10 protein-coding genes and 2 tRNA genes are annotated in these 13,615 nt (G+C 70.3%); 10 read left to right on the plus strand and 2 right to left on the minus strand.

The window, feature by feature from the left end; translation table 11 throughout:
- Window positions 1-45 precede the first annotated feature (45 nt).
- The 7 genes from nadD to C6Y14_RS10715 all read left to right on the plus strand — a co-directional run bounded on the left by nadD (window position 46) and on the right by C6Y14_RS10715 (window position 4,946).
- Window positions 46-720, plus strand: coding sequence for a nicotinate-nucleotide adenylyltransferase (gene nadD, locus C6Y14_RS10685; protein WP_107016296.1), 675 nt, complete (start codon window positions 46-48; stop codon window positions 718-720).
- A 16-nt stretch (window positions 721-736) separates the two neighbouring features.
- Window positions 737-2,587: an LCP family protein gene (locus C6Y14_RS10690; protein ID WP_107016297.1), complete on the plus strand. Its 1,851-nt coding sequence runs from the start codon at window positions 737-739 to the stop codon at window positions 2,585-2,587.
- Between the two features lie 150 nt (window positions 2,588-2,737).
- Window positions 2,738-3,184: a ribosome silencing factor gene (gene rsfS / locus C6Y14_RS10695; protein ID WP_107016298.1), complete on the plus strand. Its 447-nt coding sequence runs from the start codon at window positions 2,738-2,740 to the stop codon at window positions 3,182-3,184.
- On the plus strand, window positions 3,181-3,882 hold the full coding sequence (locus C6Y14_RS10700; RefSeq protein ID WP_225890995.1) for a histidine phosphatase family protein: 702 nt from the start codon (window positions 3,181-3,183) through the stop codon (window positions 3,880-3,882). Before rsfS ends, C6Y14_RS10700 begins: the two co-directional genes overlap by 4 nt.
- A gap of 146 nt (window positions 3,883-4,028) precedes the next feature.
- Window positions 4,029-4,101 (plus strand) — tRNA-Ala (locus C6Y14_RS10705).
- A gap of 427 nt (window positions 4,102-4,528) precedes the next feature.
- Complete coding sequence (locus C6Y14_RS10710) at window positions 4,529-4,762, plus strand: hypothetical protein (RefSeq protein ID WP_010986886.1); 234 nt, start codon at window positions 4,529-4,531, stop codon at window positions 4,760-4,762.
- 111 nt (window positions 4,763-4,873) lie between these two features.
- Window positions 4,874-4,946, plus strand: a tRNA-Ala gene (locus tag C6Y14_RS10715).
- 139 nt (window positions 4,947-5,085) lie between these two features.
- Here the strand turns inward: C6Y14_RS10715 and C6Y14_RS10720 are convergent.
- Entirely contained in the window at window positions 5,086-6,708 is a 1,623-nt protein-coding gene (locus tag C6Y14_RS10720) for an NADH-quinone oxidoreductase subunit NuoF family protein (RefSeq protein WP_107016299.1), read from the minus strand.
- The gene (locus C6Y14_RS10725) at window positions 6,708-7,946 is read right to left on the minus strand and encodes a ferric reductase-like transmembrane domain-containing protein (protein ID WP_107016300.1); all 1,239 of its coding nucleotides are present in this window, start codon (window positions 7,944-7,946) and stop codon (window positions 6,708-6,710) included. The genes C6Y14_RS10720 and C6Y14_RS10725 overlap by 1 nt, the downstream gene beginning before the upstream one ends.
- 479 nt (window positions 7,947-8,425) lie before the next feature.
- On the opposite strand from C6Y14_RS10725, the gene leuS reads away from it, so the two are divergent.
- The 3 genes from leuS to C6Y14_RS10740 all read left to right on the plus strand — a co-directional run bounded on the left by leuS (window position 8,426) and on the right by C6Y14_RS10740 (window position 13,215).
- On the plus strand, window positions 8,426-11,308 hold the full coding sequence (gene leuS / locus C6Y14_RS10730) for a leucine--tRNA ligase (protein WP_107016301.1): 2,883 nt from the start codon (window positions 8,426-8,428) through the stop codon (window positions 11,306-11,308).
- A gap of 185 nt (window positions 11,309-11,493) precedes the next feature.
- Window positions 11,494-12,297, plus strand: a complete 804-nt coding sequence (locus C6Y14_RS10735; RefSeq protein ID WP_107016302.1) for a hypothetical protein — start codon at window positions 11,494-11,496, stop codon at window positions 12,295-12,297.
- Between the two features lie 72 nt (window positions 12,298-12,369).
- Complete coding sequence (locus C6Y14_RS10740; RefSeq protein ID WP_107016303.1) at window positions 12,370-13,215, plus strand: DegV family protein; 846 nt, start codon at window positions 12,370-12,372, stop codon at window positions 13,213-13,215.
- Window positions 13,216-13,615 lie beyond the last annotated feature (400 nt).

Genomic DNA, 13,615 nt, shown 5'->3' on the forward strand with positions numbered 1-13,615 from the left:
GCCGCGCGACAGAGCCCGCCGTCCGGGCCGGTAGGGTCTGCACGCATGGGAGAGCAGGACATGCCTACCGGTCCGGCGGGCGTCGTGACACACGACGTACGGCGTGGCACGGGTAACGGACCGTCGAACCCGGGCAAGCGCCGCCTCGGTGTCATGGGCGGAACGTTCGACCCGATCCATCACGGACACCTCGTGGCCGCCAGTGAGGTCGCCGCGCGGTTCCACCTCGACGAGGTGGTGTTCGTACCGACCGGGCAGCCGTGGCAGAAGACCGACCGCAAGGTCTCGCCGGCCGAGGACCGCTACCTGATGACGGTCATCTCGACCGCCGAGAACCCGCAGTTCTCCGTGAGCCGCATCGACATCGACCGCGGCGGTCCGACCTACACCACGGACACGCTGCGCGACCTGCGCATGCTCAACCCCGACACGGACCTCTTCTTCATCACCGGCGCCGACGCGCTCGGCCAGATCCTCACCTGGCGCGACCACGACGAGCTGTTCTCCCTCGCGCACTTCATCGGGGTCACCCGGCCCGGCCACATACTGACCGACACCGGTCTGCCCGAGGGCGGTGTCTCGCTCGTCGAGGTCCCCGCGCTCGCCATCTCGTCCACGGACTGCCGGGTCCGGGTCGCGAAGGGCGACCCGGTCTGGTACCTGGTGCCGGACGGTGTGGTGCGCTACATCGACAAGCGTGAGCTGTACCGCGGCGAGTGAGCCGAGAGGGGCACCGGTGAACGACCGATACGACGCTGGGTACGGAGGCGACCAGTACGAACTCGTCGGCTACGACGAGTTCGGGCAGCCCGTGTACCGGCAGGTACCGCAGCCGGGGCAGTCTCCGCAGCACCCTCAGTACTCTCCGCAACAGGACGAGTACGGCTCGTACGACCCCTACGGCGGACAGGGACAGGCGCAGGCGCAGGGACAGGCGCAGGGACAGGTTCCGGGGCAGGCGCCCGCGCAGGATTACGGGCAGCAGGGCTACAGCCAGGACTACGGCCAGGACTACGGGCAGCAGGGGTACGGGCAGGGCTACGGCTACGACCCGTACGCGTCGGGTCAGCAGGCGGGGCAGCAGACAGGACATCAGGCGGGTCAGCACACGGGCGGGCAGCAGACGGCGCCCGTGGTGTCCTATGACACCGGTCAGCAGCAACCTGTGGCGCCCCATGACACCGGACGACAGCAGCCCCAGGTCCCCGAGCAGACCGCCTACATCCCCCAGCAGGCGGGCCCCGCGAAGGACCCGGCTGCCGCTCCCGCACCCGCCCCCGCACCGCCGGAGGGCGACGAGCGGGCGGGTGAACCCGACTACCGCACCGAGCAGTTCGCGTTCGTCGAGGAGCAGCCCGAGCAGTCCGAGGACGTCATCGACTGGCTCAAGTTCACCGAGAACCGCACCGAGCGGCGCGAGGAGGCCAAGCGCCGCGCGCGCGGCCGGGTGGTCGCCCTCGTCGTCGTGCTGGCGCTGGTCGTGGTGGGCGGGGCGGGCTATCTCTGGTTCGCCGGGAAGCTGCCCGGGTCCTCGTCGGAGGCGAAGGGCGGCACGACCACCGCGGCGGGCGCCCAGAAACGCGACGTGATCGTCGTCCACCTGCACAACACCAAGGGCAGCGGCACCTCGACGGCCCTGCTCGTCAACAACACCACCACGAAGCAGGGCACCACGGTCCTGCTGCCCAACTCCCTGGCCCTGACGGACGACGACGGCGGCGCGACCACCCTCTCCAAGTCGGTCGACGACGACGGTTCCTCGGGGACGCGCGACGAACTCGACACCGTCCTCGGCACGGACATCGAGGGCACCTGGCGCCTCGACACCCCGTACCTGAACAACCTGGTCGAACTCGTCGGCAACATCGACATCGACACCGACGCGGACGTGCCGGACCCCGAGGCGAAGAAGAAGGGCGAGGCGGCCCTCGTCAAGAAGGGCGAGCAGCAGACGCTCAGCGGCAAGATGGCCGTCGCGTACGCCACGTACCGCGCCTCCGGGGAGTCGCAGAACGCGCAGCTGCAGCGGTTCGGACAGGTCATGCAGGCCGTGCTGCGCAAGCTGTCGTCCGACGAGCAGGCCGCCACGACCACCGTGCAGACGCTCGCGCAGATCCTCGACCCCTCGCTCACCGACAAGGATCTGGGCGCGTTCCTCGCCAAGCTCGCGGACCGCGCCAAGGAAGGCGACTTCAAGACCGCCCTGCTGCCCGTCCAGAGCGACGGCAGGCTCAGCGCGCAGGCGAGCGACAGCGTGGTCAAGGACGTGCTCGGCGGTGCCGCCAGGAGCCCGGAGAAGGGCGCCGCCGTCCAGGTCGGCATCCGCAACGCCACGGCCGACGAGGACGCCACGGAGAAGGCCAGGGTCGTGCTGCTCAACGGCGGCTACACCTTCGTCGACGGCGGTACGGCCGACACCGCGCAGGCGGTGTCCGAGATCACATACGCCGACGCCGCCAAGAAGGAGGACGCGGCGGAGGTGGCCAAGACACTCGGCCTGCCTACGACCTCCGTGAAGAAGGGCAAGGTCACCTCGAACGCGGACGTGTCGGTGGTGCTGGGCCAGGACTACAAGGTGGGCGAATAGTCCCCGGACGCATCACCCCACGGGCCCACGGGCTGATGCGTCCCGGGCCCGCCGGGTGATCCGTTCAACGCGTGGGGCGCCGTCGGCGGTCCGTGAGACCCTTGGGGTATGACCCCCCGGGGTTCCTGACCGCCTACGGAAAGCCTTGTAGTGACCGCCACTGACCGTTCTGTCGAGCTCATCACCACCGCCGCGCAGGCGGCCGCCGACAAGCTCGCGCACGACATCATCGCGTACGACGTCAGCGACGTGCTGTCGATCACGGACGCCTTCCTGCTGGCCTCCGCGCCCAACGACCGCCAGGTCAAGTCGATCGTCGACGAGATCGAGGAGCGCCTGAACAAGGAGCTCGGCACGAAGCCGGTGCGCCGTGAGGGCGACCGCGACGCCCGCTGGATCCTGCTGGACTACGTCGACATCGTCGTGCACGTCCAGCACAGCGAGGAGCGCGTGTTCTACGCGCTGGAGCGGCTCTGGAAGGACTGCCCCGAGCTGGACCTGCCCGCCGACGCCAAGGCCACCCGCGGCAAGGCCGCCGAGCACGCCGAGCTCCAGGACGCGGAGGACGACGCGGAGCTGCGCGGAGAACTTCGATGACCGCCGGCTCGGAGCGTCCGGCGGCGGACGACAAGCCGCTGTCGGACGCCGGACGGAGGGCCGGCCGCGGGCGGCGCGTCATTCTGTGGCGCCACGGCCAGACGCTGTGGAACGTGGAGCGCCGCTTCCAGGGCACCACGGACGTCGAGCTGACCGAGACCGGCGTGGGCCAGGCCCGCCGCGCCGCCCGGCTGCTCGCGTCCCTGAAGCCCGACGCGATCGTCGCCTCGGACCTGAAGCGGGCGGCGAACACCGCGGCCGAGCTGTCCGCGCTCACCGGCCTCGACGTGACGCACGACGAGGGCCTGCGCGAGACCTACGCGGGCCTCTGGCAGGGCCTGACGCACGAGGAGATCATCGCGCGGTACGGCGACCAGTACGCGGGCTGGAAGCGCGGCGAGCCGGTCCGCCGGGGCGGCGGCGAACTGGAGACCGAGGTCGCCGACCGGGCGGCCCCCGTGGTGCTCCGGCACGCCGAGAAGCTGCCCGACGACGGCACCCTCGTGGTCGTCAGCCACGGCGGCACCATCCGCACCACCATCGGCCGCCTCCTCGGTCTGGAGTCGCAGCACTGGGAAAGCCTCGGCGGCCTGTCCAACTGCTGCTGGTCCGTCCTCGGCGAGGGCGCGCGCGGCTGGCGCCTCCTGGAGCACAACGCGGGAACCCTGCCGGAGCCGGTACTGGGCGACGACGACTAGGACCTCCGGCCGGCACGCGTGGGTCCGCCCGCGCAGGCCGGAGGATCTTGTCCCGGTACCCCTCCGCACCGGATTTCACTTTCCGGCTGGTCGCAGGCTAAAGTTTCTCTTGTTCCGCCGCCGGGAAAGCGGCAGGGACACCGCAAGGGGCTATAGCTCAGTTGGTAGAGCGCCTGCATGGCATGCAGGAGGTCAGGAGTTCAATTCTCCTTAGCTCCACAGGTAGATGATCCCGTCCCCGTCAGGGGGCGGGATCTTTCGTTTGACCTGTCTTCGCGGCGTGTTGAGTCACTTGGGCCTCTCCGGGCGTATACCTCTTCGGACGCACTACTCGTCGTTTGCGCTGGCCGCGCCCACTGCGGCAGGTGCCGTGTCCGGACTGGTACGAAGGCGTCGCTGACCGTATTGCTCCGGCCGTGGCAGAATCAAACGGCCGGAAGGGGGCGCGACCCGACGGGAGGGAGTGGCGATGCCAGCGAGCATCCTCGGGAAGGTCGACGACCTTTCCGAATCCGAGGTGGTACGGGACCCGATCACGCGCCTCGACCGCCCTTCCCGCGCTTCGGCCCACGTTGCCCAAGTCCTCGGCGACAACGGAGGAGTTCCCTACGTGTGCACGGCCTGCGGCCACAGCTGGAGCTGATCGATGGGTGCGCACAGGCGAAAGTGCGATTGGTGCGGCAGTGGTACGCCGATCGTCCGCGACATGGAACCGGTCAACCACGACTACCAGTACTGGTGCGAGGAATGCGCGCGGGCGCTGATCATAAAAGGCGATCCCATCGAGACGTACCGCGAGCTGGAGGGCGAGCCGATCTACGGCCGGCTGCTCGACGAGCACTGCACGCTCAAGCGCTTCTACTCGTTCGCCACGGCCTGATCCGGCCGGGGCGGCCTGGGCCGGAGCGGTGACCGGGAAACGATTTGGTGGTGCGCGGAGGGACCGGTAATGTTGGCGTCGCCGCCGGGGAGACCCGGTGGGACACCGCAAGGGGCTATAGCTCAGTTGGTAGAGCGCCTGCATGGCATGCAGGAGGTCAGGAGTTCAATTCTCCTTAGCTCCACAGCAGATGAAGCGGGCCATCCGATCAGGATGGCCCGCTTCTTCGTGTCCTGAGGTCGCCGTGCACCGGCGTACACAGGTGTACGGGTGCGGCGGCCCGGGTTGCCGGGCCGCCGGTGGGTCAGGTGGTCGTCAGGTCGTCAGCGACCGCGGCCCAGCGCGCGACGGCCGCCTCCGCCGCCCTCGCGCACGGCGGGCAGGTTCTGCCGGGGGGCCGCTCCGCGGGTGTCCTCCTCCAGGCGCAGGGCGAGCGCCGGGCAGCGTCGTACGGCCCGCAGCGCCTTCGCCTCCGCGTAGCGGGGCACGCCCGCCTGCGCGACCGTCGGGAAGCCGTCGGCGCCCAGCTGGAAGACCTCCGGGAGGATGTCCGCGCACAGACCGTGCCCGCGGCAGAGCGTCCAGTCGACGTAGATCTTCTGACGGCTGGGACCCTGCTCCTCCTCGGGCTGGCCGCCCGGGATGCCGGTGGGCTGCTGGCCGCCCTCGAAGAGCGGCAGAACGCCCTCCACGGGCCGTCCGCAGCCGTTGCCGAGGACATGGGCGGCCAGGTCGTCCGTGAAGGCCTTGATGGTCGACTCCAGGAACATCGCGGAGCCGTCCGGGTGCGAGCACGCGCCGCGCCGCTTCACGGCGTTGGCGACCTGCTTGAGCGCCTCCAGGGCGGCCGGACCACCGCCGTTGAGGATGTCCTCCATGCCGCGGGCCGCGGCCGGCAGTCCTAGGTAGCAGGGGCCGCACTGGCCGGCGCTCTCCTCGGCCAGCCACTGGGCCACACGCAGCGACTCGCCCAGCGGGCAGGTCGACTGGCTGATCGGGAGGATCGCGCCGGCGCCGAGGGCGCCGCCCACCGCGTCCAGGGAGTTGCGCGAGACGATCGCCTCGTTGACCGTCGCGGAGTCCAGCCACTTGCCGTGGTAGCCGCCGGTCAGCACGCCCTGCGGGACGGGCGGGGCACCGGCCAGCTGCAGGATGTAGCGCAGCGGCACACCGGTCGGGGCCTCGATCACCATGGGCCGGGCGACCGCCCCGGAGACGGTGAGCATGACGGTGCCGGGCTCGTCGTACAGACCGGTGTTCCCGTAGCGCTCGGCGCCGATGCGGGCGGCGATCGCCAGCTGGGCGAAGGTCTCGGCGTTCGACAGCAGGGTGGGGGCGCCGCCGACGCCGTTCTGTGAGGCGCTGGTCTTGCGGCCCGGCGGGATCGCGGGGCCGCCGTCGATGGAGCGGACCAGGGAGGCGGCCGCTCCGGTCACCATCCGCACCGGGTTGCGCTGCACCCGCGCGCGGATGGTCGCGTTGCGCCGGTTGGTCAGACCGCGCTCGGAGAGCGCCGCCTCCATCGACCGCTGGGTGGATTCACGTGTCACTCCGACGACCAGGGTGCGGGCGCCCAGGGCCTCCGCGACCAGCAGGGCGCCGTCCAGGATCAGATGCGGGGCACGGTTGATCATCACCGTGTCCTTGCGGCAGGCGGGCTCGTCCTCGCTGCCGTTGACGACGACCACGGGCCGTACGCCCCGGCGGATCGCCGCCTCGGCGACCGACCGGAGCTTCTTGTGGAACGGGAAGCCCGCGCCGCCGCGGCCCTTCAGGTTGATCCGTTCGGAGAGCTGCGCGAGCTGCTCTCCGCCCATGGGCTCAAGCGGCCCGTGCACCTTCAGGTGCATGGGCAGGTCGAGTCTCTCGACGAGATCGAAACCGGAGGTGAGCTGGGGAAGGCCCACCACTCGGACTTCGGGGACGTCGGGAAGGGCCTCGTTCACTAAAAGCCTCCGGAAGGCGCGTTCCAGGGTTCGCCGTTGCTCGGTGCCTCGTAGGAACCGGGCAGCGTTTCAGTGGCGGGACCGCTGTTGTACGTGTCATTCGGGTTGTACGTACCGAGGGGGTCGTTCGTCTCACCGGTGTTGTACAAGTCACTTCCGCCGTACGAGGCGCCCGGCGGGGGAGTGTCGTACGAGACGGGAGTGAACGTGCCCGTGTCGTAGTTGGGACCGTCGGTGCGCGGCGGGGCCTCGTAGAGCGGCGGCGAGGGGGCCGGCCAGCGGGGACCGCTGCCGTCGTCGGTGCGGGGCATCGCCTGCGTGGGCTGCATGTCCAACGGGACCTGCATGGGCCGGGTCGGGTCGACGGCCAGCGGGTCCTGCGCGCGCGGGCTGGACGTGGCCCGGTAGGCGGCCGCGAAACCGCCGGTGTCGGTGAGCGACCCGGTGTCGGTGAAGGACGCGGTGTCCGGGAAGCCGGCGCGCTGGGGAGAGGCGCCGCGCTGCTGGGGGACCGGCTGGTCGGGGAAGCCGGGCCGGCCGCCGCCGCGCGGAGCCTCGCGCGTGGCCTCCGGGGCACGCCGTGCCGGGGGCTCCTCGCGGAAGCCCCGGTTGTTGCCGTTGTCGAGCAGGGCCAGGACCCGCTTGGCGAACTTGCGCTTGAACGACAGGGGGGCCGCGCGAAGCCCGAGTGCTCCCATGACCGCGACCAGGGCGAGGCTGTAGAGGATCACGAAGACCGGCTTCGCCTCGCGGCCCGCGAAGAGGCCGTGGACCAGGGCCGCGCACCAGGCGGGGTAGGCCAGCATGTGCACCGCGCGCCAGCGGGCGGCGACCTCGGCGGGGGACGCGAACCTGCTGCGCAGGGCGCCGGTGAGGGCGGTGAAGATCATCAGGAGGCCGGCCAGGGAGCCGAATCCGATGAGCTGGCCGGTGCCGGTGACACCCAGGCCGAAGGGGACGAAGACCGCGATCGCGGAGACGTGGTCGAGGAACAGCTTGACCGTGACGTGCAGCACCAGGAAGCCGACCGAACTGACCGCGGTCGTCCGGTGCACGGCCTGGGCTATCAGGCGCTGGCGGGTGTTGAGGAAGACCCGGTCGGTGGCGACCAGCCCCCACAGGACCGAGCAGGTCAGGGCGACGAGGGACAGCACGCCCGCGCCGAAGTTGATGAAGTCGCGGAACGCGTCACCTCCGACCACGACGCTGACGGGTATGAGCAGCAGAACGGCAGCCATCACTCCACCCTGAACCGAGCGACTCGGCTGGGAGAGCGTGCTGTTGTTGCGGCGAGAGTTCATGGGGCAACTCCGAACAGTTCGGGAAAGCGGTCCCGCTGCCGCACTCTAGGTCGATGCATACCGAGGAGTACGAGGTTTGAGTTATATCGCTGTTATCAAAGGGTGGCGAGGGAGTTGTGATGTCCCTTAGCGGCCCTTACGCGAAGTAACCTTTGACCTTTGTCCGGCGTGTGCCGGTGCGGCGCGGGGAGCGACACTCAGTGCCGGAGCGTAGCCGAAAGCGCGTCGCGGCCCGCTCGGCCGCTGCGGTACCCTGACGCCATGCGTGCCGTACGCCTTCTGCTTAGTGAGCCGCGCTGATCAATTCCGGTCGTCGGAAAACCGCGACCGGCATCGGCGCGGCGCCCCCTCCTGTGCGAGGGGTTTTTTCATTTCCTGAGCCGCTGGCAGAGACGATCGATGGAGCTTTGAGGATCATGAGCGAGACGAACACCGCTGCTTCCGAGGTGGCAGCGCCGCACCGCTACACGGCCGCGCTGGCCGCTGACATCGAGGCACGCTGGCAGGACTTCTGGGACGCCGAGGGCACGTACGAGGCTCCCAACCCGAGCGGTGACCTGGCGGGGGATCCCCAGCAGGTCGCCAAGCCCAAGAAGTTCATCATGGACATGTTCCCGTACCCCTCCGGTACGGGCCTGCACGTCGGTCACCCCCTGGGATACATCGCCACCGACGTGACCGCCCGGTACCAGCGCATGACGGGCCACAACGTCCTGCACACCCTGGGCTTCGACGCGTTCGGCCTGCCCGCCGAACAGCACGCCGTGTCGACGGGCGAGCATCCCCGGATCACCACCGAGGCGGCCATCGCCAACATGAAGTCCCAGCTGCGCGCGCTGGGCCTGGGTCACGACAAGCGCCGGTCCTTCGCGACGATCGACCCGGACTACTACAAGTGGACCCAGTGGATCTTCCTGCAGATCTTCAACTCCTGGTACGACACCGAGGCCGGCCGGGCCCGTCCGATCGCCGAACTGGTGGCGAAGTTCGAGAGCGGTGAACGCGCGCTGCCCGGCGGACGTATCTGGAGTGAGCTGTCTCACGCGGAGCGCGCCGACGTCCTGGGTGAGTACCGCCTGGCGTACGCCTCCGAGGCGCCCGTCAACTGGTGTCCCGGCCTGGGCACCGTCCTGGCGAACGAGGAGGTGACCGCGGACGGCCGCTCCGAGCGCGGCAACTTCCCCGTGTTCAAGGCCAAGCTGCGCCAGTGGAACATGCGCATCACCGCGTACGCCGACCGGCTGCTGGACGACCTGGACGCGCTGGACTGGCCCGAGGCCATCAAGCTGCAGCAGCGCAACTGGATCGGCCGCTCCGAGGGCGCCCGCGTCGACTTCCCCGTCGACGGCGACGCGATCTCCGTCTTCACCACCCGCCCGGACACCCTGTTCGGCGCGACCTACATGGTGCTGGCGCCCGAGCACCCGCTGGTCGAGAAGCTGACCCCGGCCGCCTGGCCCGAGGGCACCCACGACGTCTGGACGGGCGGCCACGCCAGCCCGTCCGAGGCCGTCGCCGCCTACCGCGCGCAGGCCGCCTCCAAGTCGGACGTCGAGCGCCAGGCCGAGGCCAAGGACAAGACGGGCGTCTTCACCGGCTCGTACGCGACGAACCCGGTCAACGGCGAGCAGGTCCCCGTCTTCATCGCCGACTACGTACTGATGGGGTACGGCACCGGCGCGATCATGGCGGTCCCCGCGGGCGACCAGCGCGACTTCGAGTTCGCGCGCGCCTTCGAGCTGCCGGTCGTCTGCGTGGTCGAGCCCACCGACGGCCGCGGCACCGACACGTCGACGTGGGAGAACGCGTTCGGCTCGTACGACGCGAAGATCATCAACTCCGCGAACGGCGACATCTCGCTGGACGGCCTGGGCGTCACCGAGGCCAAGGAGCGCATCACCGAGTGGCTGGAGGGCAAGGACGTCGGCCACGGCACCGTCAACTTCCGGCTGCGCGACTGGCTGTTCAGCCGCCAGCGCTACTGGGGTGAGCCCTTCCCGATCGTCTACGACGAGGACGGCATCGCCCACCCGCTGCCCGAGTCGATGCTGCCTCTGGAGCTGCCGGAGGTCGAGGACTACTCGCCGCGCACCTTCGACCCCGACGACGCGAACACGTCCCCGGAGACCCCGCTGTCCCGCAACGAGGACTGGGTCAACGTGGAGCTGGACCTGGGCGACGGCCGCGGCACGCGCGCGTACCGCCGCGAGACCAACACCATGCCCAACTGGGCCGGTTCCTGCTGGTACGAGCTGCGCTACCTGGACCCGCACAACTCCGAGAAGCTGGTCGACCCGGAGATCGAGAAGTACTGGATGGGCCCGCGCGAGGGCCAGCCGCACGGCGGTGTCGACCTGTACGTCGGCGGCGCCGAACACGCCGTGCTGCACCTGCTGTACGCGCGCTTCTGGTCCAAGGTGCTGTTCGACCTGGGGCACGTCTCCTCGGCAGAGCCGTTCCACAAGCTGTACAACCAGGGCATGATCCAGGCCTTCGTGTACCGCGACAGCCGTGGCATCGCCGTACCGGCAGCCGAGGTGGAGGAGCGCGACGGCGCCTTCCACTACAAGGGCGAGAAGGTCTCCCGGCTGCTGGGCAAGATGGGCAAGTCCCTGAAGAACGCGGTCACTCCGGACGAGATCTGCGACGAGTACGGGGCGGACACCCTGCGCCTGTACGAGATGGCGATGGGCCCCCTGGACGTGTCGCGGCCGTGGGACACGCGCGCGGTGGTGGGCCAGTACAGGCTGCTGCAGCGGCTGTGGCGCAACGTGATCGACGAGACCACCGGTGACGTCACCGTCGTCGACGTCCCGGACGCCGACATCGACGCGGACACGCTGCGCGTCCTGCACAAGGCGATCGACGGCGTGCGCCAGGACCTGGAAGGCCTGCGCTTCAACACCGCCATCGCCAAGGTCACCGAGCTGAACAACCACCTGACGAAGGCGGGCGGTCCCATCCCGCGGAGCGTGGCCGAGTCGCTGGTGCTGCTGGTCGCGCCGCTGGCCCCGCACATCGCCGAGGAGCTGTGGCGCAAGCTGGGCCACACCGACACGGTCGTCCACCGGGACTTCCCGGTCGCCGACCCGGCGTACGCCGTCGACGAGAGCGTGACCTGCGTCGTCCAGATCAAGGGCAAGGTCAAGGCCCGCCTGGAGGTCTCCCCGTCGATCTCGGACGAGGAACTGGAGAAGGTGGCGCTGGCCGACGACAAGGTGGTCGCGGCGCTGGACGGGGCGGGCATCCGCAAGGTGATCGTGCGGGCGCCGAAGCTGGTGAACATCGTTCCGGCGTAGGTGAGCACCGGGCGGCGGCCCGTGGTGGGCCGCTCGGGGTCTTCCCCTACGGGCAGGTTGGGGGTTCCGCTGGAACCCTCGGCCTGCTTTTTCCGTTTACGGTGAAAGAGCCCACAAGTGCGTGGAAGAGCCCGCATGCGCTGGACGGGCCCGCACGCACTGGACGCAGCACCGAGAGGACCGTCATGGAAGCCGTGGTCGCCATCGTGGCGGTGATCTTCTTGCTGTTCGTGGCACTGGGCGTGTACGCCACGGTGAAGGTGGTCGGCGCCGCGAAGCGGGGCGTGGACCGCACCGTCGCGCAGGCCCGCCGCACGGTGGAGGACTCCACCCTCAAGGCGAAGACCTTCGCCCAGCCGGGATCCCTGGGCCAGCTCGCCCAGCTGCGCCTCTCCCTGCGCACGTCGATGCGGGCCACCCAGGAAGCGCTGCAGGCGGGCGTGGGCGAGGACGCGTCGCTGAAGGAGTCACTGGCGCTCTTCGACCGTCTCAGCGCGCACGGCCACGAACTGGACGGCGAGTTGAAGCGGCTGGAGCGCGAACCGGACAGGGCGCGTCTCGCCGAGCGGCTTCCCGCGCTGCGGGAGCGCACGGAACAGATAACGAAATCGGCCGACGCACTGCGCTGGGCGGCGCGCGACCGCGCCCAGCGTTTCGGTGGCGACGACCTGGAGTCGCTGAGCACCCAGATCGACATGGAGGCGGGCGCGCTACGGCACTGGACGACGGAACCCTCGCCCACGCCATCTTCTACTCCTACTCCCACTTCGCAGCCGTCGTCCGCGCGGACGACGGACTCGGCCGGGGCCGGGTCCGCGTCCGCCCCGCCGTGGTCGGAGGCTCCGAGCGCCGCCGGCGACCAGCAGACCTGGCCGGACAACCCCGAGGCGCGCAGGGCCGAGGAGCCCACCCGGGCCGCGATCGACGCACCCAGGCAGCGGGCCGCCTACCCTTGGGAGAAGAAGCCCCGCCCGGAGAGCACGACTTGATACCGCCGGTCCGGCAGCGGGCGGCAGGGCCCGGGCTGCCTTCCACGTCCACTGACAGGTAATCTCCAGCTCATGTCCCGCCATGTCGCGATCGTCACCGATTCAACGGCCTACCTGCCGCCCCGGACGATGGAGCGCCACGGCATCACCGCGGTGCCCCTGACCGTGGTCCTCGGCGACCAGGCGCTCGAAGAGGGCACCGAGATCTCGGCCCGCTCGCTGGCACTGGCCCTGCAGAAGCGGCGGCCCGTCACGACCTCCCGGCCCAGCCCCGAGGTCTTCGCCGAGACCTACCGCCGTGTCGCCGAGTCCGGCGCGACCGGCATCGTCTCGCTGCATCTGTCCTCCGAGTTCTCGGGCACCTACGACGCGGCGGTCCTCGCCGCACGCGAGGCCTCCGTGCCCGTGCGGGTGGTGGACACCGGGATGGTCGCCATGGCCCTCGGTTTCTGCGCACTGGCCGCCGCCGAGTCCGCGGAGGCGGGCGGCACGGTCGACGAAGCGGTCACGGCGGCGGAGAAGCGGGCCGCGGGCACGTGCGCGTACTTCTACGTCGACACCCTCGACTATCTCCGCCGGGGCGGCCGGATCGGGGCGGCGCAGGCGTTGCTCGGCTCCGCGCTGGCCGTCAAACCACTGCTCGAACTGGACGGCGGACGCATCGAACTCCGGGAGAAGGTGCGCACCGCCACCAAGGCGATCGCCCGCCTGGAAGAGATCGTGGCCGACCGGGCCGGGAGCGCCCAGGTCGACATCGCCGTCCACCATCTCGCCGCCCCCGACCGCGCCTCGGCGCTCGCGGAGCGGCTGAGGGTACGGGTTCCCGGGCTGGCTGACCTGCATGTGAGCGAGGTCGGAGCGGTGATCGGGGCGCACACGGGGCCGGGGCTGCTGGGGGCGGTCGTCTCACCTCGGTGACGGGTCGGCCCTACGGCCCGGGGTGGCTTCGTGGACCCTGTCGAGTGACGGAGTTGTCCACAACTGGGCGGTAGTCCCCGGGAATGCACCAAGATCATCGGGGATGCGGCTTCGTGCCCGATTCTCGTCCCATGCCACTTCGATCAGCTTCACGGACCACGACAGCCACCAGCGGACCGGGCCGCGGCCCGGCCTCCGACGTCCGCACGCGACACCGCCGCGGACCCCACCACGGCAGATCCCGACGCCGACAGGCATCGGCGGAGACGCTGCGCCTACGCGCGGAAACACTCTTCGCACCTGAACGGGGGCGAGCGCGCGAGGAGTCGCGGCACGGCCCGCCGGGTGAGTGGAGCGGCGGTGCCCCTGAGGGGCGCGGGGAACTGCGCGACGAGCCCCC

Source organism: Streptomyces dioscori, assembly GCF_003024195.1.
GTDB classification, from domain to species: domain Bacteria; phylum Actinomycetota; class Actinomycetes; order Streptomycetales; family Streptomycetaceae; genus Streptomyces; species Streptomyces dioscori.

Coding starts and splice junctions, on each gene's coding strand:
- leuS (WP_107016301.1), top strand. CDS start 8,426: ATGAGCGAGACGAACACCGCTGCTTCCGAGGTGGCAGCGCCGCACCGC.
- C6Y14_RS10740 (WP_107016303.1), top strand. CDS start 12,370: ATGTCCCGCCATGTCGCGATCGTCACCGATTCAACGGCCTACCTGCCG.
- C6Y14_RS10700 (WP_225890995.1), top strand. CDS start 3,181: ATGACCGCCGGCTCGGAGCGTCCGGCGGCGGACGACAAGCCGCTGTCG.
- C6Y14_RS10725 (WP_107016300.1), bottom strand. CDS start 7,946: ATGGCTGCCGTTCTGCTGCTCATACCCGTCAGCGTCGTGGTCGGAGGT.
- nadD (WP_107016296.1), top strand. CDS start 46: ATGGGAGAGCAGGACATGCCTACCGGTCCGGCGGGCGTCGTGACACAC.
- C6Y14_RS10735 (WP_107016302.1), top strand. CDS start 11,494: ATGGAAGCCGTGGTCGCCATCGTGGCGGTGATCTTCTTGCTGTTCGTG.
- C6Y14_RS10710 (WP_010986886.1), top strand. CDS start 4,529: ATGGGTGCGCACAGGCGAAAGTGCGATTGGTGCGGCAGTGGTACGCCG.